Genomic DNA, 22575 nt, shown 5'->3' with positions numbered 1-22575 from the left:
TGTTGGCCCACGGGTCGCGCCGTCTCCGAATGGCTCGAAATAGAGTGAGATTAACGGCCTGCCGGCGATTCCCTGCTGAACGCATCCAGCAATGCTATTACGTTTGCCTCATGCGACAGCTTTCGGGCGCGCAGAGCAATGAGGCCGCACGCTGCGTCATGTCAGCGTGCCGCGCGTCCAATCCGCTGTGATCCCCCGCTCAAGCCGCGTTCAGCGCCTGCGCGAGGTCCGCGATCAGATCGGACGGGTTCTCGATCCCGATCGACAGCCGGATGGTGGAATCGAGCACGCCGATCTTTTGGCGAATGTCGGCGGGAACGCCGGAATGGGTCATGGTCGCGGGCAGGCTCGCGAGCGACTCGGTGCCGCCGAGGCTCACCGCCAGCTTGAGGATTTGCAGCGCATTGAGGAATTTCACCGCCGCCTCCTTGCCGCCGACGATGTCGAACGAGAAGGTCGATCCCGCGCCCAGGCATTGTCTCGCGAACACCAGCCCCGAGGGCGAGGCCTGCTCGTGATGACCGAGATAGTGAACCCTGGCGACCTTGGGGTGGTCTCGCAGATAGCCCGCCACCAGGCACGCATTCGCATCGGCCTTTTCCATGCGCAGGCTCAGCGTCTCCAATGAGCGGTTGATCATCCAGCACGAATGCGGATCGAGCTGGGTGCCGATGGCGCCGCGCAGCGCCTTGATGCCCTTGATGATCGCCCTCGATCCGAGCGCGGCGCCCGCGATCAGGTCGGAGTGGCCGCCGACATATTTCGTCAGCGAATACAGCGACAGGTCCGCACCGTGCTCGATCGGCCGCTGAAACACCGGGCCGAGCAGCGTGTTGTCGCAGGCGATGATCGGCGTGTGTCCCTGGGCCTTGCCGATAGAATCGGCGATGCGGCGGATCATCGCGATGTCGACCAGGCCGTTGGTCGGATTGGCCGGGGTCTCGATCAGGATCATCGAAACCCGCCCCCTCCCCGTCGCCTCCTCCGCGGCCTGCCTGACGGAGGCTTCATCGATGCCGTCGGCAAAGCCGACCGCGCCGATCGACAGGCGCGCCAGCGTGTTCGTCAGCAGGGTCTCCGTGCCGCCATAGAGCGGCTGGGAGTGCAGGATGACGTCGCCGGGCCGGACGAAGGCGAGGATCGTGGTCGCGATCGCCGCCATGCCCGAGGAGAACAGTGCACAGCTGTCGGTGTGCTCGTAGACCGCGAGCCTGTCCTCGACGATCTCGCTGTTGGGGTGGTTGAAGCGCGAATAGACGAGGCCCGCCCCCATGCCTTCCGGCGGCTCACGCCGGCCGGCGACGTAATCGAAGAAGTCCTGGCCGTCTTCGGCGGTCTTGAACACGAAGGTCGAGGTCAGGAACACCGGCGGCTTGATGGCGCCCTCCGACAATTGCGGATCATAGCCATAGGTCAGCATCAGGGTTTCCGGATGCAGCATATGGTTGCCGATATGGGTCTTCGACGGGAACGGTTTTACCATGGTTGCCTCGCTGTTCCGATGCTCGCCGCGCGTTGCGGGCCGAATCGGTGGTACACTGGTGCTCACAAAATCGAGCCTGTATGCAGGTTTGCCGGCACCTGCTCCGGCAGCGGATTTCCAGACAGATCTAACTCGGCACCAGCGCTCAACTGCGTCAGTGGGTTTCGGGTAGGCTGGTTAGCTGGTTGCGCCTAACGGCGAGAGTACGGAGCATAGCGGGTAAGCCCTCCTGCGGACTCGTCAATTGATTGTCGCTGACCTCGAGATACTGGAGCGCATCAGAGAGGATCTCCGGCAGATTCGGCAACTCATTGTAGCTGACGTCGAGAAACTGAAGCGCAGGAGGAAGGGCCTCAGGCAGGCTCGCTAGTCGGTTATCACTCGCGTTGAGATAAGCGAGCACGGCCGGAAGGGCGAGCAAGTTGGTCCGCTGGTTGTGACTGACGTTCGGCGCCCGAGGGTGGCGGGCAGGCTAGCTATCGGGCAGTCTGGTTAGCCGGTTGAAGGAAACGTCGATTTGCCTGAGGTCGGTCGAAAATCTGGGCAGACTGGTCAGGGATAACGATCCGAGATCGAGATGTTGATCTCTCTCGGAGAGATTTAATCGCGTTAAGGCTTCTTCTCGATCCTCGAGTGGGCCCACGTCCCGTTCGGCAGCCCAATTTTCAACCGTCTGGTCTTGGTCGCCCTCCGCATGAGCTGAATCTGCCGCGTCATAGCTTGTCAGCACTCCGTCCCACTGCGCCCCGGCCTCGTTTTCCTGCCCCTCTCGTTCGTTCGAAGGGACCCCATCGCCGCACAGAATCTGCCCTGCCTCAAAGGGATCCATTCCATACTCCCTTGCCAGGACCGAGTAGACTCGGTCCACTACGATACGTTGTAACCTCTGAAGCACTTACCTGTCGGTAAGCTGACGAAGAAGCTTACGATTACTCACATTTTTGAGTCAGAGTTTCGCTGCCGTTGCGATATCGATGAATCGCGATAGTCCGCGCCACACGATCAGATTCCCTGGTTGCGCATCGTTGGCGCGGGCGAGATAGCCGCCGAGCCTGGCGATCTTGATGAGATAATGCGACAATGTCTTTCGTTGGGTGCTGACTGGATCTGTCTTTAACGAGCCGATCAAGCGATTGGATTTCAGCTTTGGTCAGCGCAAATTCCGGTGAGACATTTGGCGCTGAACGATTGAGCATCGTCATCCAAAAAATGCGCCAGCTCACAATGCAGAACAGTGAGATTAGATTCGTCAATCGCTGAGTAGTCCGCAGTTGCGAGTCCTCTGCCCTCCAGCCGGATTTGAGTATCTGTGGAAGACCTCAATCTTCCATCGCAGAGAATATCATTCGAGTTTCTCGATCGCACCCCTCGCGATTGCACCGGAACATCGGTCAGGAGTTTCCATTCAATCTTCTTTCTGTTCTTTGGCGCTCCTCTTTCATCAGCGTGGATCACTGTCAAAATCAAAGCGGGATACCGCGACGGCTTGTCAGCGCTTCCCGAACGACGATCAGGAAAGCCGCGCACCGCAATTGCGCAGAGAAATTGTTGCTCCTCGGTGGCTACTACACCTCGCAAATGAGGCCGCGATGAAATTGACTGGCCGCCGAGCCAGAGCCCACGGCGGGATAGCAAGCAAGTATTTGCAGCCAGAAGCGCTAGAATAGGTTGACAGATACTGCACTTTGCGCGAGTAATGTTACTACGCACAACTACCATGGCCCGTAAGTGTGGAGTGTGCTCATGGCCGAAGTTCTCTTCCGCGCGGGAATCGTCGCGTTAGGACTTAGCCCGATCGCAATAACAGCCGTTATCCTGCTTATTTGAAGGGTTGCAGCAACCTGCCCGCGCCCCACGCGGGCTGGTAGATGGCCCCAGCAACTGCCTCCACCGGCCCCCAAATAGTTGCTGGGGCCGCTCATAAAGAGGCGGCTCGGTTGGCGGAGTCTCGGCTTAAAGGCCTCGCAGGGCGGCTTGGCGTATCGCTGCCGACCTTACGCAAGGTCGAAACGGGTGACGCTGGAATGACCTCGGGACATTCCTTACCGCTCTATGGCTTCTCGATCGGGGATGTCCCGATCGGTGTTGAACTACGTCGGGCCGACGCTGCCGGAATGAATGTTACGCGGCCCTCGTGACGTGGGCAACGGGCTTGATCGTCATGCGATCGTAGTGAGCTTGAAGGGCCGCACGCAGAACCGACAATTGCTTATGCGCCTTCAATCGTCGAAAGCCCTTGTTGGCCTCGATCATGCCGGCCGCGACCCATCGCAAGGCCATACCGGCATCCCGCCAGCGTTTGACGTTGCGCGTGACGCGGCGAATGGTGCCCATCATGTTCTCGGCGATGTTGGTACAGGCGAGCGATCGACGAAGTTCCTTCGGCAGCTTCAACCGGACGACAGTCAGGATTTCGTCGAGGCCTTCGAGGATGCTGGCCGCGACGCCGGGCCATTGCTGGTCGAGTCGACGCGCGAGATTGCGGATCAATTTTTCAGCCTTGTCGGCGTCATCGAGCTCCCAGGCCTGGCGCAGCACCCGACGGGTGGCCGCATGATGCTGTTTCGGCAGGCGTTCCATGATGTTGCGCGCCTTGTGGATCTGGCAGCGCTGGATCGCAGCGGCCGAACCGAAGGTGCGGCGGATCGCCTTCGACAACGCTTTCGCGCCGTCGGCGATGAACAGTCTTGGCACCGTCGGGGCGAGCCCGCGCGAGACCAGGTTGTCCAGCAGGGCCTGAACCGTTGCGGCATTCTCGGTCGCCCCTTCCACCAGAGCCAGCGGATGCTTGTTGCCTTCGCCGTCAACCCCGATCGCGGCGACCAGCACGAGATCGTCGCCGAGATGCAGCCCGTCGATTTGGACCACCAGAAGGTCGAGCGCGGACAGATCGGTAGCCATGAAGTCGGCCAGCCGCGCCGCCGACAGCGCTACGAACCTCCGCGAGGCCGCCGACTTCGAAACCCCCGATCCGGGCGGTGCCGGCACGTCACCCTCGGGCAGCCGGACAGCGCGGCCGAACCGGCGCGTCGACACATTGATCAGCATCAGGTTCATCGCCCAGCGACCGAGCCAATCCTCCTGCGCCGCCGTTTCCCAGCTCGGGATCGTGACCTCGCGGCCGTCCACGCCCCGGACCCGCGGACGCTCGACCTCGATCTTGCCGCCGTGGAAACCGATTCGTCCCCGCGTTCGGCCCCAACGGTGCGCCCGCCGCGCCGCGTCGCGACCGTGGCGCGGCCCGCAGGCCGCCGTGACATCCGCCTCCATCATCGTGCCGAGCGCCTCGATCCCTGCCGCAAGGCAGAACCGATCGAAGCTCGCTCGCACTTCCGCAAACGCGTCGTCCACAGCCGCGATCGCCGGCCAACTAGCCGGTGTGATATCTCTCGTCATGGCGTTGCTCTCCTTTGTGGAATCAGCACCCCGAGCCTACCGGCTCAAGGTGGTCAACGCCGACCTCTTCAGAAATTCAACAGAACCCGGGACATCCCCTCTCGATCTGTCGCCAGACTTAATAACTGCGCTTGATCCGGCAAGGACGAAATTGGCCTGACACGCGAAATGGCCGGGGTGCCGAAACGAGCCAGACCAGCTGCGAACATGAATCTTGACCAGCTCTGTATGCTACGTCTTCGCGCACTACGCCTTCATCATCAACCACTACGAACCCGGTGATCGAATCTTCCTTATTGGCTTTAGTCGCGGTGCTTACACCGTCCGCAGCCTGGCGAACTTGCTTATGCTTTGCGGGGTACCGACCAAGACACCAACAGGTCCCCTAATGCGCTTCCGGAAGCAAGTGGACGACATCGCTACGGAGGTCGCTCGTCACGGTGGTGCTTGAGCATGGCGCCGGATATCCACGTGATCAATATGCAGCTGAACGCTTCGAGCAGGCGATTCGCGAGAAATATGGAGTGCCGGCGCTGCCGGCGTTCGCCCGCTTGGAGGCGTTCACGAGCGCCAGCGAGAAGGCAAAACAATCAGGCGCCAGCGCCGTCATCCCGGCCAGCGCCCCAAACTTGCCTATTGCACGGATGATATTTTGCTGGGGCTCAAGCGCCTGGTGGAACGCGAGGGCGCCATTTTCGCGCGATTGATCAACGACGATCCCGAGTTGCCCTGTCGGTAACCGTGGCTCACCATTTTGGCAACCTCTCAAAGGCCTATCGGTTGCTCGGTCTCGTCCGCCTGAAAGATAAGCCTGCGCGATTTGGCTTGCGACGACGATAGCTGGCGATACTACTCATGTGCGCGACGAGCCGCTCAGACATTGACCGCTTAGTTGCTTGGACCGGCACAGCGCCGAGCATACATTCAAGCGCCTCCCGCGATCTTATTCCATATACGAGGCGCTCCAAACCCTGAGGGCCCGGGGTGCCAGACTGGTATCGGCTAATTTGCTCCAGGACTTGCCCACTTCGATCCAGCGGCATTTCCGCGCTGGCAAGGTCTCCAGCATTTTTTGGGCGATGGGTGCAAGACTCGCAGCTTCGGAGTTTGGGGCAAGGCCAGCATCTTCAAGGATTTTCACAGCGGCCTCTTGGGATCGCGTCCACGCTGCTTCGGTGAACCTCCTCTCCGAGAAGTACTCAAAACAGGTGCGAAACGTCAGAGCGCGGCCGATGATCTTATGGTTTGGTAGCCCCGTCTCACTCAGCCATCGGCGCAAATGGTCACACCACTCCTGGCTGCTGAAATCGAGAAGATTGCCACCTTCGAAGATCAAAAGCGCCGCCATGCCGGCGATTTCGCATCGCACGTCTTCATCTTGTTTTTCGAACCAGTCGCGGATTGCTTGCAAGGGCGTCCTCGGCCGATTTACGGCCCATATCTTTGTCGCGCCGGTCCGATTGAACGGGACGACGTTTTCCAGTGGGGGCATGCGCGGCCAGGGCTTCCCCTTTGCGTCCCATAAGACCCAACGCTCTGCGATCGCCTTTGCTTCTTCCGGCGACCTGGTTCGCCAAAGCTCCTTGAGCGCCTCGTCGACGTAGTATGAAACATCCGCCTTCAGGCCGCATATACGCGCGATTGCTGCGAGGCGTCCGGCGTCAAGGAGCCGGGCCGCGAAGTTGTTCTCTGCGTTCATTTTCCGAGGTCTTTCGCGCCCTCTCCAGCGCGTCCCGCTCATTCTGCTCTAAACACACCACGAAACGCTATTCACGCCGTTGGAAGTTAGCGGCAACGTGACAAGACGCCCGTCGGTATCGGCCGAGCAGACGCCCTCTTGATTTATGTCACGCGCCGCTAAACTCAGCGGCCAGCCACGGCCTCAACTTGCAATGGTAGCCAAGCCTGGAGAAGCCCCTAGGCATAGCTAGGGTTTGCATTCTTCGTGCCAAGCAATAGTCGACAGTTCGCACCATGCTGTGTTGGCTTTGTCTGCTTTCCAACATACTAAGGTCTCAATCCTTGCAGTCGAGCCTGTCCGTAGCAGACTGTTGTCGATGCCGCCGTCTCCATCGAGAGCTATGCGTCCAAATTCCAGTTTTCCGCCGCTCGCTGACTTCGCGAAGGAAGTTAATTATCTAGTGCACGAAGCGTCGTACGAACCCGGTCTGGACGCCGTTGTGAGAGCCATTACACCCGCGCGGATACTGTGGGCCGCATCGCAGCGATGGCGAACGTGAAAACACTTGTTCTCAATCATTTCGTGCCTGCGGGTGATAACAACGCGGCACCCGACGTATGGAGGGAAGCGGTTCGGACGACAATGGAGGCAACATCGTTGTCGGAAGAGACCTGCGTCAGCTTACGCTGTAAGTGAGAGGCTGGAGGCATCTACACTGGCCCTTTTTCAACTCCGCATGAAGTTCGGGCTCGGGCTACGCATGCCAGCATAACAAGGGACATGAACACGGCGAATCGGGATAGGGGGAGTCTCGCGACTCTCCCACCGGGTCACCGGCGGTCGCCCGCCCCCGGTTCCCACAGAACGTGGCGTGCGGATTTCCCGCACCGACGCTCTTCGACAGTTGGTTCACAGCACTGCAAGCGCTTGCAGCTCCCGATAAGGGAGGCGCAGCTTAGGCTTCAGCAACGGTGTCCGTTCTTTGATTTGGTTGAAGGCGTCCCAAGTGAGGCGTCGGCCTGCCCAGCTGCGGCTGCGCAGCATTCCGCGCCAGTAACGCTCCACGGCCCGATAGACTTTTACGAGGCTCCGGAGATTTCCGGCGACGCCGTAATAGCCATAGTGGCCGCGCAGGACGAGGTTGATTTCATCGGCCTGGTCACTGATCTTGTAATGCCGTATTTGCCGCATCAGCTCCTGCAGAGACATAAGGCTGCGCTTTAGCCGAGATTTCTCGGTGCGCATCCCAACCTTGAAGTTGCCTTTTTGGTTTCGCGTGCAATAGAGCGTCAGCCCCAGAAAGTAGATTGTTTCCGGGCGGTTTCTACCGCGTTTGCCCGCATGTCTTTGCGCGAACCGACCAAACTCGACCAACTTGGTCTTGGTCGGCTCTAGAGTGAGGCCGAACTTCCCCAACCGAAGACGCAAGGCCTCCTGTACGCGGGTGGCGTCCGATCGATATTGGAAGCAGATCACAAAGTCGTCGATATAGCGCACCAGTCGGGCTTCGCCCCGCAACCGACCCTTCACCACGCGTTCGAACCAGAGGTCGAGAACGTAATGAAGGTAGAGGTTGCTCAAAAGCACACTGATCGATCCGCCTTGTGGCGTTCCTTGTTCGCTCGGGTGCACCGCTCCGTCTTCCAGGATGCCCGCTTTCAACCAGCGCCGGATCAAGCTGATCAGGCGCGGATCACCGACTCGATGTTCGACAAACCGGAGGACCCGATCATGATCGAGACTCCCGAAGAAGTTCTTCAAATCCGCCTCCAACACCCAGCTGATCATGCCGCCGGCGATCACCTCATTGAGGGTCGCCAAGGCATGATGGGCGCTGAGCTTCGGCCTGCCGCCGAACGAGCAGGGTAAGAAGTCCTGCTCGTAAATAGCGGCCAGCACCTCAGCCGTGCTGCGCTGGAGCGCCCGGTCGGCGACAGTTGGAACCCCGAGGGGGCGCTTCTCCGTCTTACCGGGCTTGGGGATATAGACCCGCCGAATGTTCGGCGCCCGATATCCCTGGCGATGGATGGATTGGAGCATTGGCCCTATCCAGTCCTCGAAGCTCTCCTTCGCCGCCTCCACCGTCTGTCCGTCCACCCCGGCGGCGGAGCGCTTCGGAATCTGTAATAGATTCTTTTGCACTCGGTCGCGCGTGATGTGATGGGCCAACGAGGTGAAGCGAAGATTTGTCTCGCGCCGAGCTTTCACTGCTATTTGTTCAAGTTTCGTTTCCATGGTCAGCTGATCTTCTCTTTGCATAGAAGGCCGTAACTCCCGTTGAATGGAGCCCATGTCGCCCAAGAACAATTCAACTACCGCTGACCGCTTCCCCATGTGGCCGGCTCTCCCGTCCTCGGAGTACTATCGGTCAGTCTGACTTCCACCCGGTCGTCAGACCCTTCTCACCTCAGCGGCTTGGCAGGTCTTACAAGCTTGCGCTTGAACCGGATGGATCTCCCTTGTTCACGCTGCTTCCTTTGATTGCATGCTGGCGGTACGAACCCCGGGAGCACCTCTGACCGCTCGCGTTGTCGCGGCCTGCGGTTCCGCCTTCCCCTTTGAGAGACAGGGTCGGCTACTCCGATCACGTTCGATTTCGGGGCTATTTTCCCGTTCACTTCATTCCGGCCTACAACCTCCCTGTCTACGCTTCGCAACGGCCGTTACCGGACGCCACGCAAGACTCGGTTCGCGGCTGCTCGCTAGGCTTTGCCGCGGCCGTCATCTCAGACGGCAGACTTCAACGCGCTTGCAAGGCGCAACTCCCACACCACCGTACATACGGGTCCGTATACGGCGGTTCACCGGATTAAGCGCGAACGGTTTGTTTTGCGTCCGCGCCAGAGGCTCAGATAGTGGTCTCCGTCGTGTCGGCTTCGGCCCCTTTGAGCGGCGCCGTCCGGGCTTCACCCTTTCCCGCCGCTCCAAAGGCCAGTGACCTGGATTTCAGCCGCATGGCCGGCTCGAGGCTTCCACATCCAAACGTCTTTCCAGCGTTCGGGCCTTCAGCGAAACTCGTTCCGCCTACTATGCCGTCTGCTGACTTCTCCGTCGCGATCACGGACCTTGCGGCCCGCTCAGTCCGGTCGCCCGGACACGCCGAAGATCTCCCGAGGTAAGTTCGACCGCCTTCCCTGCACGCCCGCCGGATTTACCACCCCAACCCTTGATGACTGTGGACTTTGCGATCATTGGCTCGCTCGTCCGGTTGGGTAGGCCTCGTTATCCGGTTTTTGTCCATCGGGCCGCAGGTTTGCTCCACGCTTCCTTCAGACCCCACCTCGCGATGACGCCCTTGCGCTTCGCTAACCCTTCGCCGCCATCAGGCTGGGTAAAGGACTTCCACCTCCAAGCTGTCGAACATGCTCGGCACACCAAGAAAAAACCCCGGCATTGGTGCCGGGGCTCTGTAATTCTCGTATTGTTCGATGCGGCTGGATCAGAAGTCCATGCCTCCCATGCCGCCCATGCCGCCGCCCGGGGGCATGGCCGGGCCGGCTGCGGCTTTCTTCGGCAGCTCGGCGACCATGGCCTCGGTAGTGATCAGCAGCGCCGCCACGGAGGAGGCGTTCTGGATGGCGGTGCGCACGACCTTGGTCGGGTCGATGATGCCCTTGGACACCAGGTTGCCGTACTCGCCGGTCTGCGAGTCGAAGCCGTAGGCGTACTGTTCCTTCTCGAGGATCTTGCCGACGATCACCGAACCGTCTTCACCGGCGTTGATCGCGATCTGGCGAGCGGGAGCCGACAGCGCCTTGCGCACGATTTCGACGCCGGTCTTCTGGTCGTCGTTCTTGGTGCGCAGGCCCTTGAGCTGCTCGGCGGCACGGAGCAGAGCGACGCCGCCGCCTGGGACGATGCCTTCTTCGACAGCCGCACGGGTCGCGTGCATCGCGTCATCAACGCGATCCTTGCGCTCCTTCACCTCGACTTCGGTCGCGCCGCCGACTCGGATCACCGCGACGCCGCCCGCGAGCTTGGCGAGACGCTCCTGGAGCTTCTCACGGTCGTAGTCCGAGGTGGTCTCCTCGATCTGCGCCTTGATCTGGCTCACGCGCGCCTCGATGTCGGCCTTCTTGCCGGCGCCGTTGACGATCGTGGTGTTCTCCTTGTCGATCATCACCTTCTTGGCGCGACCGAGCATGTTGAGCGTGACGTTCTCGAGCTTGATGCCGAGGTCTTCCGAGATGGCCTGGCCGCCGGTCAGGATCGCGATGTCCTGCAGCATGGCCTTGCGGCGATCGCCGAAGCCCGGAGCCTTGACGGCCGCGACCTTCAGGCCGCCACGCAGGCGGTTGACGACGAGGGTGGCGAGGGCTTCGCCTTCGACGTCCTCGGCGACGATCACCAGCGGCTTGCCGGTCTGCACCACGGCCTCCAGCAGCGGCAGCAGCTCGTTCAGCGAGGAGAGCTTCTTCTCGTTGATGAGGATGTAGGCGTCGTCCATCTCAACGCGCATCTTGTCGGCGTTGGTGACGAAGTAGGGCGAGATGTAGCCGCGGTCGAACTGCATGCCCTCGACGACGTCGAGTTCGGTCTCGAGCGACTTGGCTTCCTCGACCGTGATCACGCCCTCATTGCCGACCTTCTTCATGGCGTCGGCGAGGAACTTGCCGATTTCGGCATCGCCGTTGGCCGAAATGGTACCGACCTGGGCGATCTCCTCGTTCGAGGTGACCTTCTTCGAGTTCTTCTGGAGGTCCGCAACGACGGCTTCGACCGCGAGGTCGATACCGCGCTTCAGGTCCATCGGGTTCATGCCGGCGGCGACCGACTTGGCGCCCTCGCGGACGATCGCAGCCGCCAGCACGGTGGCGGTGGTGGTGCCGTCGCCGGCCGCGTCAGCGGACTTGGAGGCGACTTCGCGCACCATCTGGGCGCCCATGTTCTCGAACTTGTCGTCGAGCTCGATCTCCTTGGCGACGGTGACGCCGTCCTTGGTGATGCGGGGGGCGCCGAACGACTTCTCGAGCACGACGTTGCGGCCCTTCGGACCGAGGGTGACCTTCACGGCGTTGGCGAGGATGTCGACGCCGCGCAGCATGCGGTCGCGGGCGTCGACGCCGAATTTGACTTCTTTGGCTGACATATTGGTTTCCCTGAGTGTTTAGATCGGTCTCCCCCTTGGCGAGGCGCCCGGCAGGCGCTCCTCAGGGGTGAGCGGTGCGAGCGGTTGGTTAGGCGGCCTTCTTCTTGGAAGCGGGGACGTCGAGCACGCCCATGATGTCGCTTTCCTTCATGATCAGCAGGTCTTCGCCGTCGATCTTGACCTCGGTGCCCGACCACTTGCCGAACAGGACGCGGTCGCCGACCTTGACGTCGATCGGGGTCAGTTTGCCGCTCTCGTCGCGGCCGCCGGGGCCGACGGCGATGACTTCGCCTTGCGAGGGCTTTTCCTTGGCACTGTCCGGAATGATGATGCCGCCAGCAGTCTTCTCTTCAGCGTCGATGCGCTTGACCACGACGCGGTCGTGAAGCGGACGGAATTTCATGCAGTCCTCCTAAGCGTTTGCACGAGCTAGAGATTTTCAGATGTTAGCAATCGATGCCCATGAGTGCTAGTTTCGGGCCGAGCTGAGATAGGATAGGATTTTTGCGGGAGCAAGGGACTCTGGCAGAAAAAATAGGCAGCTCACGTCGAATGCGACCCAGTACATGGCGCGCGTCGGCTTCGAATATTCGACGGATGTCGGCAGCCGGCTCCCGCGAGACGGAGCTCCAGCCTTCGCGCATCGATCTGCCGCCGCCCACCCCTTCTCCAGTCGTGCTCGCGGTGAAGGATGCGGCGCCTTACCTTCCGGAGCCTCGCGACGTGATCAGATTCCTGCTTGGCCACCGAGTGACGCAAACTCACATTTCCCGCGGCTGCCCTCGCATCCCTGTCCTGTCCGCATTATTACGATTAACTCTCTGTTTGCATTGGGGATCGGGCGATTTTAAGCTTTACTCGCGTATGGAGCCCCCTTGTCGCCTAAGAACAGCTCTGACGAGGTCGCACAGGCCTTTCGTCTCTTAACAGCCTTTCGTGCGCTCTGAACTTCTGCCGACGCGTCGACGCGTCATCGAGATAGTCGAGTCTATGTCAGCGGACATCGAACCCCGGACCATTGCTCACCCATCGGTCGACCAGAGCAAGTCCTGAGAAAGGCGCGGCGGGCAATTCCTAGAGAGCTGCCATTGTGTCGCACTCGACGAACGAAAACTCTTAGTCTTGCCAAGACCCGGCGGCGGCATGGACCGCTGAAGTGATTTGCCAGATTGTAGCTGCATCGAGTTTGGCCCCGCAGGAGCCATGCTTTCAAAGGTTCAACCTGGCAGGCTTACGGCCGCCCGAGGGGCGCGAGCGAGCAAAACCTGCATGGCCGATCTCAGCCGGACGCGCCCTCCGGCTCGTCGGCACTACTATGCGGAGAGGAACCATTCGTGGCGAGGATACGTGCAGATTACAAGCGAATGTGCTGAGCCGCCTCAACGACAGTCCTACGATTCAACGACCTACTGTCGATCAGAAGGTCACACAAATCTTGCCAAAATGGGTCCCTTCGCGGAGAAACGGCTCGGTAGGCCCGAGCAACTCTCGTGCGCGCAGAGTAGAATCGGCCATTTCACCGGAAGAAGCGGAAAGACGGTCTACCACGATCGGCTCTTCAATTGGCAGTATTCGCACTTGACCGGGCTGTGAGAGGGGAACGCTTCCTTTTTCCGACCGGTTGGAAGAGAGGGCGAGGGCCGCAAGCTACCCTCTTCGTGGTTTGGGCCAACTTGTGCCTGGGCTTACGCAAATGGTGCGTCGCGTTTTCCTCGGATGTCACCATTACCGCAATGCGTTCGCGATTCTCCGGGCCCGACTTGCCCGGAAGCCATTGTTTCCAGCTCGCTTTTTTCTAGCTCTGCAGTTGGCACGACAGTTGCTGTGTTAGATTCACGATCTCTCCCCTTCGGAGATGCGCATGCAAAGTATCCTCTGGATCAAGCAGCTCTCGCTACTGTGCGTATCTCCAGTTGCACCTTCAGCGCGGGGATCATCTGCGTCATGGGTTCTTCATGTGCGCTGGACGTCTCCAACGCACCTGCGCAGGCGTCCGCCATCATGAAACGGTCACCGTGCTGCTCGACGGCCGCATCCATGAGACCATCCAAGAAAGCAGCATCAGCGAATCGCTCACGGTCCCACTCGCAAGGGGAGTAAGAAGAATGACGCTGCTGTTGGGTTCGGCGGCAAGTAGAGGATTGATGTCAGCACCGTATGGGCCGAGCGGCGCACCGCCTGGTTCACCAGCGCTCTCTCTCAACTGAATCCCGAACCGCACGTTCAGCATCTCCACGAAGGACAGGAACAGAAGCTCCGCTCTTTGACGGCACGATTGTGCCGGCACAGCTTGGAGAAGGATAACAAACTCCGGGATCAGCGTGACGCAAAGCGACGTGGGCGTCCCTAAGCTCTCATGAAGACAAAAGGTAAGAGTGCAGGCCATGGAACGGAATTTAACTCGCCGTGAAACAAGCGTCACTCCACACATTGATAGTCCTGAATGGGCCTGCAAGGCTACGATCGTGGATCTTTTTAGTTTCACCGAATGCGCAAGCCAGACGCATTCGCTCAAAGCGCTGTTCGATCTCCTGGTAAACTTTGCCACGAAGGAGGGATTCAGTGAAGTTGCCTACGGGACGCTTAATTTCGACGCGCCGCTCCAGCTTAGCGAGTGTCCACCGCCCACAGTGGCTGTGAAGTGGCCACCCGAGTGGTGCGACCGATATTTCAAACGCAAATACCATATGATCGATCCGGTGGTCCGGCGAACACCGACGCTTTCGCGACCGTTCCTTTGGGATCGTCTCGCTGATCACTATCAACTTCAGCCCGACGAGAAACGCGTACTCGACGAGGCGAGGGACGCAGGCCTGAAGCATGGGATGAGCGTGCCACTATTTGGTCCATTGGGGCAAGTATCGGTTGCGTCCTTCGCATCACCCTTCGATGACGCTGATCCTCAGGATCGCATCGGCCATCTAAACACACTAGCCTGGCACTTTCACATCGCCTATCGCGAGATTGCTCGCCCCTCTAGCAGCGGCGGTGACAAACGGGTTGCACTTTCACAACGCGAGATCACCTGTCTGCGCTGGGTGAAAGAGGGCAAATCGTCATGGGCAATCGGGAAAATCCTAGAAATCAGCGAGAATACCGTCAATTTTCATATCAAAAACGCTATGCGAAAACTGGGGGCGAGCAGACGGACCCAAGCGGCCTTTACGGCTGATCAACTCAATCTTCTCTGAATTCGTCTAATGGAGTGACTCACCGACCGGCTAAGATGCTCCGCCATAATAAATAACTGCCTTGGCCCCGCACGTAAGGACAGCCCCTTCGACCGGATTTCCTCTGCATGATGAGAAATTGATAACAATTTCTTGCGCAAACGCGAGCTCCGCTTGTGTTTACTTCATCATCGCTTCGACCTCTGTTTGAAAAGCTTGGCGCGCGAGGCACCTCGCGAATAGAACATGTGGCCTCACGGAAAACACGACAAGTTTAAGCGCAGTGCCGAGGGGCGGCTGAAAACCCTGAAGGGTCTAACACTCTGCAATGCGGGACTCTTCTCAGAACGGTTCAGACTCAAGCCGCTCCGGGAAACGCCGGGACTAAACACCTAGCTCGCTGCTCCGGACGAAAGAATACCGACGCGCGTCGGAGCTGCGACAGCGCCATCCAGCTACGAACGCCAAGTGACTTGCGAGATCACCTCCGTTCCCAACAGGCGCGGGCAGAATCGCACGATGCTCATAACTGAAACCTCTTGCCCTGGAGCGAAGCCGACCCAATTCCCACGTGGTCCTGATGCTCCCGCGCTCAAGATGGACCGCCGTCGCACGTCGCCTTACCAAACCGGCATCGCAGGCGAGTTGATCCTGTCACGCATGGTAATCTGCCGCCGAGGCCGGACGCGCCTCCGATTCGATCTCATTGGATGCGTCCCCGAAACCCCATTGTCACCGGGTCACCGGAGGCGGTCGCCCGCCCCCGGTTCCCACAGAACGTGGCGTGCGGATTTCCCGCACCGACGCTCTTCGACAGTTGGTTCACAGCACTGCAAGCGCTTGCAGCTCCCGATAAGGGAGGCGCAGCTTAGGCTTCAGCAACGGTGTCCGTTCTTTGATTTGGTTGAAGGCGTCCCAAGTGAGGCGTCGGCCTGCCCAGCTGCGGCTGCGCAGCATTCCGCGCCAGTAACGCTCCACGGCCCGATAGACTTTTACGAGGCTCCGGAGATTTCCGGCGACGCCGTAATAGCCATAGTGGCCGCGCAGGACGAGGTTGATTTCATCGGCCTGGTCACTGATCTTGTAATGCCGTATTTGCCGCATCAGCTCCTGCAGAGACATAAGGCTGCGCTTTAGCCGAGATTTCTCGGTGCGCATCCCAACCTTGAAGTTGCCTTTTTGGTTTCGCGTGCAATAGAGCGTCAGCCCCAGAAAGTAGATTGTTTCCGGGCGGTTTCTGCCGCGTTTGCCCGCATGTCTTTGCGCGAACCGACCAAACTCGACCAACTTGGTCTTGGTCGGCTCTAGAGTGAGGCCGAACTTCCCCAACCGAAGACGCAAGGCCTCCTGTACGCGGGTGGCGTCCGATCGATATTGGAAGCAGATCACAAAGTCGTCGATATAGCGCACCAGTCGGGCTTCGCCCCGCAACCGACCCTTCACCACGCGTTCGAACCAGAGGTCGAGAACGTAATGAAGGTAGAGGTTGCTCAAAAGCACACTGATCGATCCGCCTTGTGGCGTTCCTTGTTCGCTCGGGTGCACCGCTCCGTCTTCCAGGATGCCCGCTTTCAACCAGCGCCGGATCAAGCTGATCAGGCGCGGATCACCGACTCGATGTTCGACAAACCGGAGGACCCGATCATGATCGAGACTCCCGAAGAAGTTCTTCAAATCCGCCTCCAACACCCAGCTGATCATGCCGCCGGCGATCACCTCATTGAGGGTCGCCAAGGCATGATGGGCGCTGAGCTTCGGCCTGCCGCCGAACGAGCAGGGTAAGAAGTCCTGCTCGTAAATAGCGGCCAGCACCTCAGCCGTGCTGCGCTGGAGCGCCCGGTCGGCGACAGTTGGAACCCCGAGGGGGCGCTTCTCCGTCTTACCGGGCTTGGGGATATAGACCCGCCGAATGTTCGGCGCCCGATATCCCTGGCGATGGATGGATTGGAGCATTGGCCCTATCCAGTCCTCGAAGCTCTCCTTCGCCGCCTCCACCGTCTGTCCGTCCACCCCGGCGGCGGAGCGCTTCGGAATCTGTAATAGATTCTTTTGCACTCGGTCGCGCGTGATGTGATGGGCCAACGAGGTGAAGCGAAGATTTGTCTCGCGCCGAGCTTTCACTGCTATTTGTTCAAGTTTCGTTTCCATGGTCAGCTGATCTTCTCTTTGCATAGAAGGCCGTAACTCCCGTTGAATGGAGCCCATGTCGCCCAAGAACAATTCAACTACCGCTGACCGCTTCCCCATGTGGCCGGCTCTCCCGTCCTCGGAGTACTATCGGTCAGTCTGACTTCCACCCGGTCGTCAGACCCTTCTCACCTCAGCGGCTTGGCAGGTCTTACAAGCTTGCGCTTGAACCGGATGGATCTCCCTTGTTCACGCTGCTTCCTTTGATTGCATGCTGGCGGTACGAACCCCGGGAGCACCTCTGACCGCTCGCGTTGTCGCGGCCTGCGGTTCCGCCTTCCCCTTTGAGAGACAGGGTCGGCTACTCCGATCACGTTCGATTTCGGGGCTATTTTCCCGTTCACTTCATTCCGGCCTACAACCTCCCTGTCTACGCTTCGCAACGGCCGTTACCGGACGCCACGCAAGACTCGGTTCGCGGCTGCTCGCTAGGCTTTGCCGCGGCCGTCATCTCAGACGGCAGACTTCAACGCGCTTGCAAGGCGCAACTCTCACGGGACCGCGCTTCAGAACCGTTTAATCTCGATTCCGTACTTCCTCAGCGCGTAGCCGATCTGGCGCGGCGTTAGTCCGAGCAAGCGCGCGGCTTTTGCCTGCACCCAACCAGATTTTTCCATGGCCGCAATGACCCGCTCGCGATCGGCCATCTTTGCGCCACTTACGAGAACTGTGCCGGGAGGCGCCGGCGAGGCCAGTTCGCTGCCGACGGGCGGGACCAGCGCAGCCGCTTCAGACAGCGAAGTGATCGGCTTGACCGGCACGGGCACGGTCGGTGCCGGCTGGACTGTCGCCTCCTCCGATGTACTTTTCCAGAGCATCGCGGAAAGGCACTGACCATGGCAACATGCAAAGTCATTTCTCACGATCGATGGTCCGGACGACAGGGTCGCGGTGCGCTCGATACAGTTCTCGAGCTCACGGACATTGCCTGGAAAGCCGCAGTTCATCAGCACATCGATCGCACTCGCCTCCAAGGTCAGCGCGCGGCCATTCTCGTTGTTGAAATTCCTGAGAAACTCGCCGGCCAGCAGCGGAATGTCACTGCGTCTTTCGCGCAGCGGTGGCAGCAGCAAGGGAACGACGCTGATGCGATAGTAAAGGTCCGCGCGAAACTCGCTTCTTGCTACAGCCTCTTCAAGGTTCTTGTTGGTCGCAGCGATAACTCGAACATCGACTTTGATAGTCTGGTTGCTGCCGACCCGTTCGAACTCCTGCTCCTGCAGGACGCGCAGCAACTTCGCCTGGAACGGCGCTGAGATCTCGCCTATCTCGTCAAGAAACAACGTCCCTTTGTCAGCAAGCTCGAAGCGCCCCTTGCGCAAGCTGAACGCGCCAGTAAAGGCACCCTTCTCATGACCGAACAATTCGGATTCCAGCACCGTCTCGGGGAGCGCCGCGCAATTCAGCTTAACGAACGGCCGCTTGGCGCGGGAAGATGATTCGTGAATGGCCTTGGCTACAAGTTCCTTTCCGGTACCGGATTCGCCGCGCAGCAGAACCGTGCTGTTCGATTTGGCAACGACTGCGATCTTCTCGAGCAACCCGCGCAGCGCCGGGCTGTCGCCAATGATCCCGTGGATCGGCAGCTTCTTCCGCTCCCTTGGCGGCTGCCTAAGCTCGAACAATTGCTTTTGCAGACGGTCCTTCTCCGTCATCAGCCGCTCGCGGTCGCAGGCGACCAAGCGATGCAGCCTCACTGCCTGTCCCACTAGGTTGGCGATCATGGCGAGCAGCCGCGCATCATAATCGAGCCGGAGGTTCGACCTATCGTCACGGACTCGGTCGACCGTCAACGTACCCACGACTTTGGGGTCAATCCGGATCGGAACTCCGATGAACGACACCGGCATATTTTCCGAAGCCCCGAGCACTTCCAGGTCAGCTGCGCTGAACGCCGATTCCGCTGCCACGTTCTCGGCGACAAGAGGCCTGTCGGTCACAACGATCTGGTCGATTGCCTTCCGCGGCAGGCGCATCCGGTAGCGTTCGTCGCTGCCTTCGCTCCAACCGGCACCCACCGTGATGTCCGGCATCCCGTCATCGTCGAACAGTGAGACGATACCATGTCGCATCTGCACGAACGATTGCAGAAGCCCCACGACGTTGGCCAACGTGACTTCGAGCCGGCAGGGAGCGGTGAGTACCTTCGATATCTCGAAGATGCCGGTCAGCGCGCTTTCGCCCAGCGGCTCGCCCGAGAGCTCGCGCTCCGTCTCCGCGTGAGAGGCAGGTCTTTCGCGCGCGGAAGCAATATGCAGCATGAGGCGGTCTCCGTTTTCTTGATCATCCTCCCTCTCAACTTGTTCAAGTTTACGAACTTCGTTTTGCATGTCATGCTCAGTCTAGGGCTACGAGTTGACGAGATGACATAGAAGCGTAACACCTTCATGGCACGACGGTAACTCTAAGGTGCCGTGATTTCACTTTTTCGGAATGGGTGCGTGACGTAGCGTGGAACAAGAGCTTCAGAGCTGAAACTCAAGACAGCTGCGTTGCCAGCTTGCTCGATTCACAGATGTTGCCCACCATTGATCGGCACCTCGGCGCCCGTGACATAGCTTGCGGCATCCGAACATAAGAAGAAGATAACCTTGGCCACTTCGTCCGGCGTTCCCACTCTGCGCAGCGGAATGTTTGGCACGAGACGCGCTTCCGTATCGGGCGACAACATGTCCGTCCTGATCTCGCCAGGCGCGATTGCATTCACGCGAATACCATGCGGCGCGTAATCGTGGGCCATTTCGCGTGTGAGGCTCGCAAGTGCAGCTTTCGACGTCGCATAAGCGCTGCCGGCAAATGGGTGCACCCGCGAACCAGCGATCGATGTCACGTTGACAATCGACCCTGATGCGGCCCTTAACTTGTCAAATAGACCCCGCGCTAGCAGGATCGGGGCTACCAGATTCAAATGGAACACCCTCATCCAGGTTTCGGTTGACGTCGACAACGAGGTCAGCCGGTCTCCATCTGGCGTCTTCGGCGAGATGCCGGCATTGTTCACTAGCGCGTGCAAAGGTGCGCCCGCCAAACGTTCCCTCACCTCAGTGATCAAGCGCGGCAGCGCTTGATGATTGCTGAGGTCGACCTGGACATGATCCTCGCGCCCGGACCCCCACGGGCACCGCTCGCCGTCGAACGGCTGCCGCGCGCAAGAAATGATGCGCCAGCCTGCCTCCGAAAACAGCTTGGCGGTGGCATGACCGATTCCACGCGACGCCCCGGTCAGCAACATCGCCTTTTGTTCACCACGATGGACGCGGGCTTTATCGGCGTGAAAGGGACAGCTCAAATGTGTCTCAGGCAGCGGACCTGCGACTAGATCGTCATTTGGTAGATCGAAGCCCACGCCCGCGTCCCCTCCTGTAGCGCCGCTGGCAAACGCGTAGCAGGATTTGGGCCACTACGATGCACGCAAAGACGCTCCGGTTTTGCGTCCTAATGTCGCGCATGCCAAACGCTTGGCGGACTCGAGACACGGCGCGTGCGCTTTACGACAGCGATAGTGCATCGCCCACAGTCCTGAGTCTACTCTGTCTACTGTTCAGACCAACACTCAGTCGCGCTCTTGTGATCGCCGAGCCGAGGGATGTAGCGGACAAACAGCGCCCGTCACTCGTCGCTACAACGATCATTCAGGATGGCGGAGATGCCGGTCGTCTTTGTGATCCGAAACCTTACGCGACACCTCAATACGCCAGGTATCTCGCATCAAGAAGCTAGACTGAGACTAGGACGCTGAATGGTCCAGCCCGATACCGTAGTCCCGAAGTGCTGGTCAGCGCGAGCGAGTGGCCGGCGGCTGCAAAGGACCTCGCCGGCTCGACGTCGGACCATTCGATAACTTAATCCGCCAGCAGCCACGAAAGCCTTTCAGCTTCGGCCCGCGCGTGTCGAAGCCGAGGCCCGATGCCCACCTGTCTAACGCGGTGGCAGTGCGCTACGGCCACTCTTGTCGAGTTCGAGCTTCAGCGGATGTCTTCCGACCGCCGCATCTTTCTTTTCTCCAGTGCAAGGGGTCGCTGGAGTGTCGGTTTTAACAAGCAGTTGCCGCGCGGAAAAATACCGGCAGCACTGCTCGATGCAAAAAGCGGCCATCAGGTCGATGAAACGGGTTACAACTTTCATGAAGCCACGAGCTCTTGTGATGGCTCCTCAATCAAGATCAATCGGCTCGGATCGTTCAAATCAAACTCTATCACGCGCGGCGCACAGAGGCGCGCATAACGTGTGAAGGCGCTCGTCGGCGGAAAACGGATCACAGTGTCGCATCGCGCAAGGAGATACATCTCGATTAGGGCGGAAACGCCGCCCTCGGCTCCGAGTGCCGCACTATGCAAAGGCCCGGCTTGAGGCGCCTGGAAGCGCTTTGGGATCGTGAAGACATCGGGAAACAGTGCTGACACCTTCTCAAGTACGAGCGCGCTGTCCGTGCACAGGAATGCCCTGATCGGTTTTGCATGCGGCAACGCCTTCGCCTTATCAATGGCATCACAGACCTGTCGCAAGGCGCGCTCCGGATCAGCCCAGTAGGGCGCATGCCCCATAATATCTTCGCCGTTGCCGTGCCGGACGTGAATGCCGATCACGCTGTACGGGTCAAAGTGCTCACGGAAGATGGCATCGATCCGCGTCCGCACTTCGGATCGCGGCTTGATACTCTGAAAGATCTCTCGTTCGGCTTCCTCATCGCAGCGCCACATCAAGCAGGCGTCACATACGACCGTATTTGCATCGCAATCTTGCTCGCTTTGAAACAGTTGATCGAGTTCGTCGCGTTCCCGGAAAATCTGCTCATCCGGCCGATAGACGCAGTCAAAGGTCGGCCTATTCCACCATGCCGGGAAGAACGGCCCCGGAAATGAGCGCTCATTGATCTGGTCGTCGCAGATCACCCTTACACCGCCAATCTCTTGAACTGGTTCGAAGAAAACCGGAAACGCGTTGGTGAATGGTTGATCGAGATAACAGGACCCGCGCCAATCGATGACCAGGTTCCGTCCGGTCCGCTGCGCAAAACGCCAAGCTGCTGCCAACGACCACAGACAGTCGCCCAACCCGGTACGTCGTCGAGAAACAACGAAGCGATCATTTTGCGCACTATCAAGCATTTGCGTTACGTCCTGAGCAAGAGATATCATCGGAAACACCTCACATGTGATCTTGGCCGATGTTATGGTCGGCAGTTGCGCTGCTCGCGATTTGCGTCGGTAGAACTTCATGGCAGCGCTATCCTCGTAGCGGGTGCTCTCAGCGTTTTGTCTCTTGTCTCTGTTCAGAACGGTTGCGCCGATATATCCGCTTTCAGCCGAATGCCTATTGTCTCCTAATTATCTGAGAACTGGTGGAGTGCTTGACCCGCTTGAGGTGCTGCTGTTCGACGTGGTGATCACACAGCTACTCCGCGCGAGAAGCGTAGTGCCACCCTGCGAGAAATTATGGGGCAGCTCGGGCGAGGTTTCACAGATCCTGTCTCCCAGACACAACATTGCGCTCTCCGTTTTGATCATCTCAGGAAGGCCAACCGCCGCTCCACCTACGTCGCCTGTACTATCACGATCCGCCATCCAAG

Annotated in this window: 15 protein-coding genes and 1 pseudogene; 2 read left to right on the top strand and 14 right to left on the bottom strand. The window is 59.5% G+C overall.

The genetic code is table 11. The features are described from left to right. Positions 1–199 precede the first annotated feature (199 nt). From ACVMDN_RS05320 to ACVMDN_RS05305, 4 genes are all read right to left on the bottom strand, one after another. On the bottom strand, positions 200–1483 hold the full coding sequence (locus ACVMDN_RS05320) for a cystathionine gamma-synthase family protein (RefSeq protein ID WP_069280004.1): 1284 nt from the start codon (positions 1481–1483) through the stop codon (positions 200–202). 472 nt (positions 1484–1955) lie between these two features. Further along, positions 1956–2312: a hypothetical protein gene (locus ACVMDN_RS05315; RefSeq protein ID WP_141713651.1), complete on the bottom strand. Its 357-nt coding sequence runs from the start codon at positions 2310–2312 to the stop codon at positions 1956–1958. A gap of 117 nt (positions 2313–2429) precedes the next feature. Then, a complete protein-coding gene (locus tag ACVMDN_RS05310; protein WP_256558518.1) occupies positions 2430–2564 on the bottom strand; it encodes a hypothetical protein in 135 nt (44 codons plus the stop codon). A 1040-nt stretch (positions 2565–3604) separates the two neighbouring features. Further along, positions 3605–4879 carry an IS256 family transposase gene (locus ACVMDN_RS05305; RefSeq protein ID WP_456813726.1) on the bottom strand — a complete coding sequence of 425 codons (1275 nt, stop codon included), beginning with the start codon at positions 4877–4879 and terminating at the stop codon, positions 3605–3607. Positions 4880–5126: 247 nt separating this feature from the next. Here ACVMDN_RS05305 and ACVMDN_RS05300 point away from each other — a divergent pair. Continuing rightward, a pseudogene (locus tag ACVMDN_RS05300) lies at positions 5127–5403 on the top strand (phospholipase effector Tle1 domain-containing protein); the annotation flags it as partial. Positions 5404–5822: 419 nt separating this feature from the next. Here the strand turns inward: ACVMDN_RS05300 and ACVMDN_RS05295 are convergent. From ACVMDN_RS05295 to ACVMDN_RS05275, 5 genes are all read right to left on the bottom strand, one after another. After that, a complete protein-coding gene (locus tag ACVMDN_RS05295) occupies positions 5823–6578 on the bottom strand; it encodes a hypothetical protein (protein ID WP_069280007.1) in 756 nt (251 codons plus the stop codon). A gap of 891 nt (positions 6579–7469) precedes the next feature. Then, on the bottom strand, positions 7470–8852 hold the full coding sequence (ltrA, locus tag ACVMDN_RS05290) for a group II intron reverse transcriptase/maturase (protein WP_456835857.1): 1383 nt from the start codon (positions 8850–8852) through the stop codon (positions 7470–7472). Between the two features lie 1147 nt (positions 8853–9999). After that, the gene (groL, locus tag ACVMDN_RS05285; protein ID WP_456835515.1) at positions 10000–11649 is read right to left on the bottom strand and encodes a chaperonin GroEL; all 1650 of its coding nucleotides are present in this window, start codon (positions 11647–11649) and stop codon (positions 10000–10002) included. An 88-nt stretch (positions 11650–11737) separates the two neighbouring features. Further along, on the bottom strand, positions 11738–12052 hold the full coding sequence (gene groES, locus ACVMDN_RS05280; protein WP_069280009.1) for a co-chaperone GroES: 315 nt from the start codon (positions 12050–12052) through the stop codon (positions 11738–11740). Between the two features lie 1477 nt (positions 12053–13529). Continuing rightward, positions 13530–13688: a hypothetical protein gene (locus tag ACVMDN_RS05275; RefSeq protein WP_176731409.1), complete on the bottom strand. Its 159-nt coding sequence runs from the start codon at positions 13686–13688 to the stop codon at positions 13530–13532. 345 nt (positions 13689–14033) lie between these two features. On the opposite strand from ACVMDN_RS05275, the gene ACVMDN_RS05270 reads away from it, so the two are divergent. Further along, a complete protein-coding gene (locus tag ACVMDN_RS05270; protein ID WP_256558520.1) occupies positions 14034–14840 on the top strand; it encodes a LuxR family transcriptional regulator in 807 nt (268 codons plus the stop codon). 801 nt (positions 14841–15641) lie between these two features. Here the strand turns inward: ACVMDN_RS05270 and ltrA (ACVMDN_RS05265) are convergent. The 5 genes from ltrA (ACVMDN_RS05265) to ACVMDN_RS05245 all read right to left on the bottom strand — a co-directional run bounded on the left by ltrA (ACVMDN_RS05265) (position 15642) and on the right by ACVMDN_RS05245 (position 22144). Beyond that, positions 15642–17024: a group II intron reverse transcriptase/maturase gene (ltrA, locus tag ACVMDN_RS05265; RefSeq protein ID WP_456835857.1), complete on the bottom strand. Its 1383-nt coding sequence runs from the start codon at positions 17022–17024 to the stop codon at positions 15642–15644. Positions 17025–17512: 488 nt separating this feature from the next. After that, a complete protein-coding gene (gene nifA / locus ACVMDN_RS05260; RefSeq protein WP_069280011.1) occupies positions 17513–19336 on the bottom strand; it encodes a nif-specific transcriptional activator NifA in 1824 nt (607 codons plus the stop codon). Positions 19337–19515: 179 nt separating this feature from the next. Beyond that, complete coding sequence (locus ACVMDN_RS05255) at positions 19516–20352, bottom strand: SDR family NAD(P)-dependent oxidoreductase (RefSeq protein WP_069280012.1); 837 nt, start codon at positions 20350–20352, stop codon at positions 19516–19518. 572 nt (positions 20353–20924) lie between these two features. Then, the gene (locus ACVMDN_RS05250) at positions 20925–21131 is read right to left on the bottom strand and encodes a hypothetical protein (RefSeq protein ID WP_141713652.1); all 207 of its coding nucleotides are present in this window, start codon (positions 21129–21131) and stop codon (positions 20925–20927) included. Further along, on the bottom strand, positions 21128–22144 hold the full coding sequence (locus tag ACVMDN_RS05245; protein WP_276327028.1) for a nodulation protein NodZ: 1017 nt from the start codon (positions 22142–22144) through the stop codon (positions 21128–21130). The genes ACVMDN_RS05250 and ACVMDN_RS05245 overlap by 4 nt, the downstream gene beginning before the upstream one ends. Positions 22145–22575 lie beyond the last annotated feature (431 nt).

Source organism: Bradyrhizobium sp. USDA 4510, from assembly GCF_054059095.1.
This window is presented reverse-complemented; position numbering and strand designations above follow the sequence as displayed.

What these genes read in the sequence shown, in the direction of transcription:
- ACVMDN_RS05320 (WP_069280004.1), bottom strand. Translation starts at nt 1,483, where the DNA reads ATGGTAAAACCGTTCCCGTCGAAGACCCATATCGGCAACCATATGCTG.
- ACVMDN_RS05295 (WP_069280007.1), bottom strand. Translation starts at nt 6,578, where the DNA reads ATGAACGCAGAGAACAACTTCGCGGCCCGGCTCCTTGACGCCGGACGC.
- ACVMDN_RS05270 (WP_256558520.1), top strand. Translation starts at nt 14,034, where the DNA reads ATGGAACGGAATTTAACTCGCCGTGAAACAAGCGTCACTCCACACATT.
- nifA (WP_069280011.1), bottom strand. Translation starts at nt 19,336, where the DNA reads ATGCAAAACGAAGTTCGTAAACTTGAACAAGTTGAGAGGGAGGATGAT.
- ACVMDN_RS05245 (WP_276327028.1), bottom strand. Translation starts at nt 22,144, where the DNA reads ATGATATCTCTTGCTCAGGACGTAACGCAAATGCTTGATAGTGCGCAA.
- groL (WP_456835515.1), bottom strand. Translation starts at nt 11,649, where the DNA reads ATGTCAGCCAAAGAAGTCAAATTCGGCGTCGACGCCCGCGACCGCATG.
- ltrA (WP_456835857.1), bottom strand. Translation starts at nt 8,852, where the DNA reads ATGGGCTCCATTCAACGGGAGTTACGGCCTTCTATGCAAAGAGAAGAT.
- ACVMDN_RS05275 (WP_176731409.1), bottom strand. Translation starts at nt 13,688, where the DNA reads ATGGATGCGGCCGTCGAGCAGCACGGTGACCGTTTCATGATGGCGGAC.
- groES (WP_069280009.1), bottom strand. Translation starts at nt 12,052, where the DNA reads ATGAAATTCCGTCCGCTTCACGACCGCGTCGTGGTCAAGCGCATCGAC.
- ACVMDN_RS05305 (WP_456813726.1), bottom strand. Translation starts at nt 4,879, where the DNA reads ATGACGAGAGATATCACACCGGCTAGTTGGCCGGCGATCGCGGCTGTG.
- ACVMDN_RS05250 (WP_141713652.1), bottom strand. Translation starts at nt 21,131, where the DNA reads ATGAAAGTTGTAACCCGTTTCATCGACCTGATGGCCGCTTTTTGCATC.
- ltrA (WP_456835857.1), bottom strand. Translation starts at nt 17,024, where the DNA reads ATGGGCTCCATTCAACGGGAGTTACGGCCTTCTATGCAAAGAGAAGAT.
- ACVMDN_RS05315 (WP_141713651.1), bottom strand. Translation starts at nt 2,312, where the DNA reads ATGGATCCCTTTGAGGCAGGGCAGATTCTGTGCGGCGATGGGGTCCCT.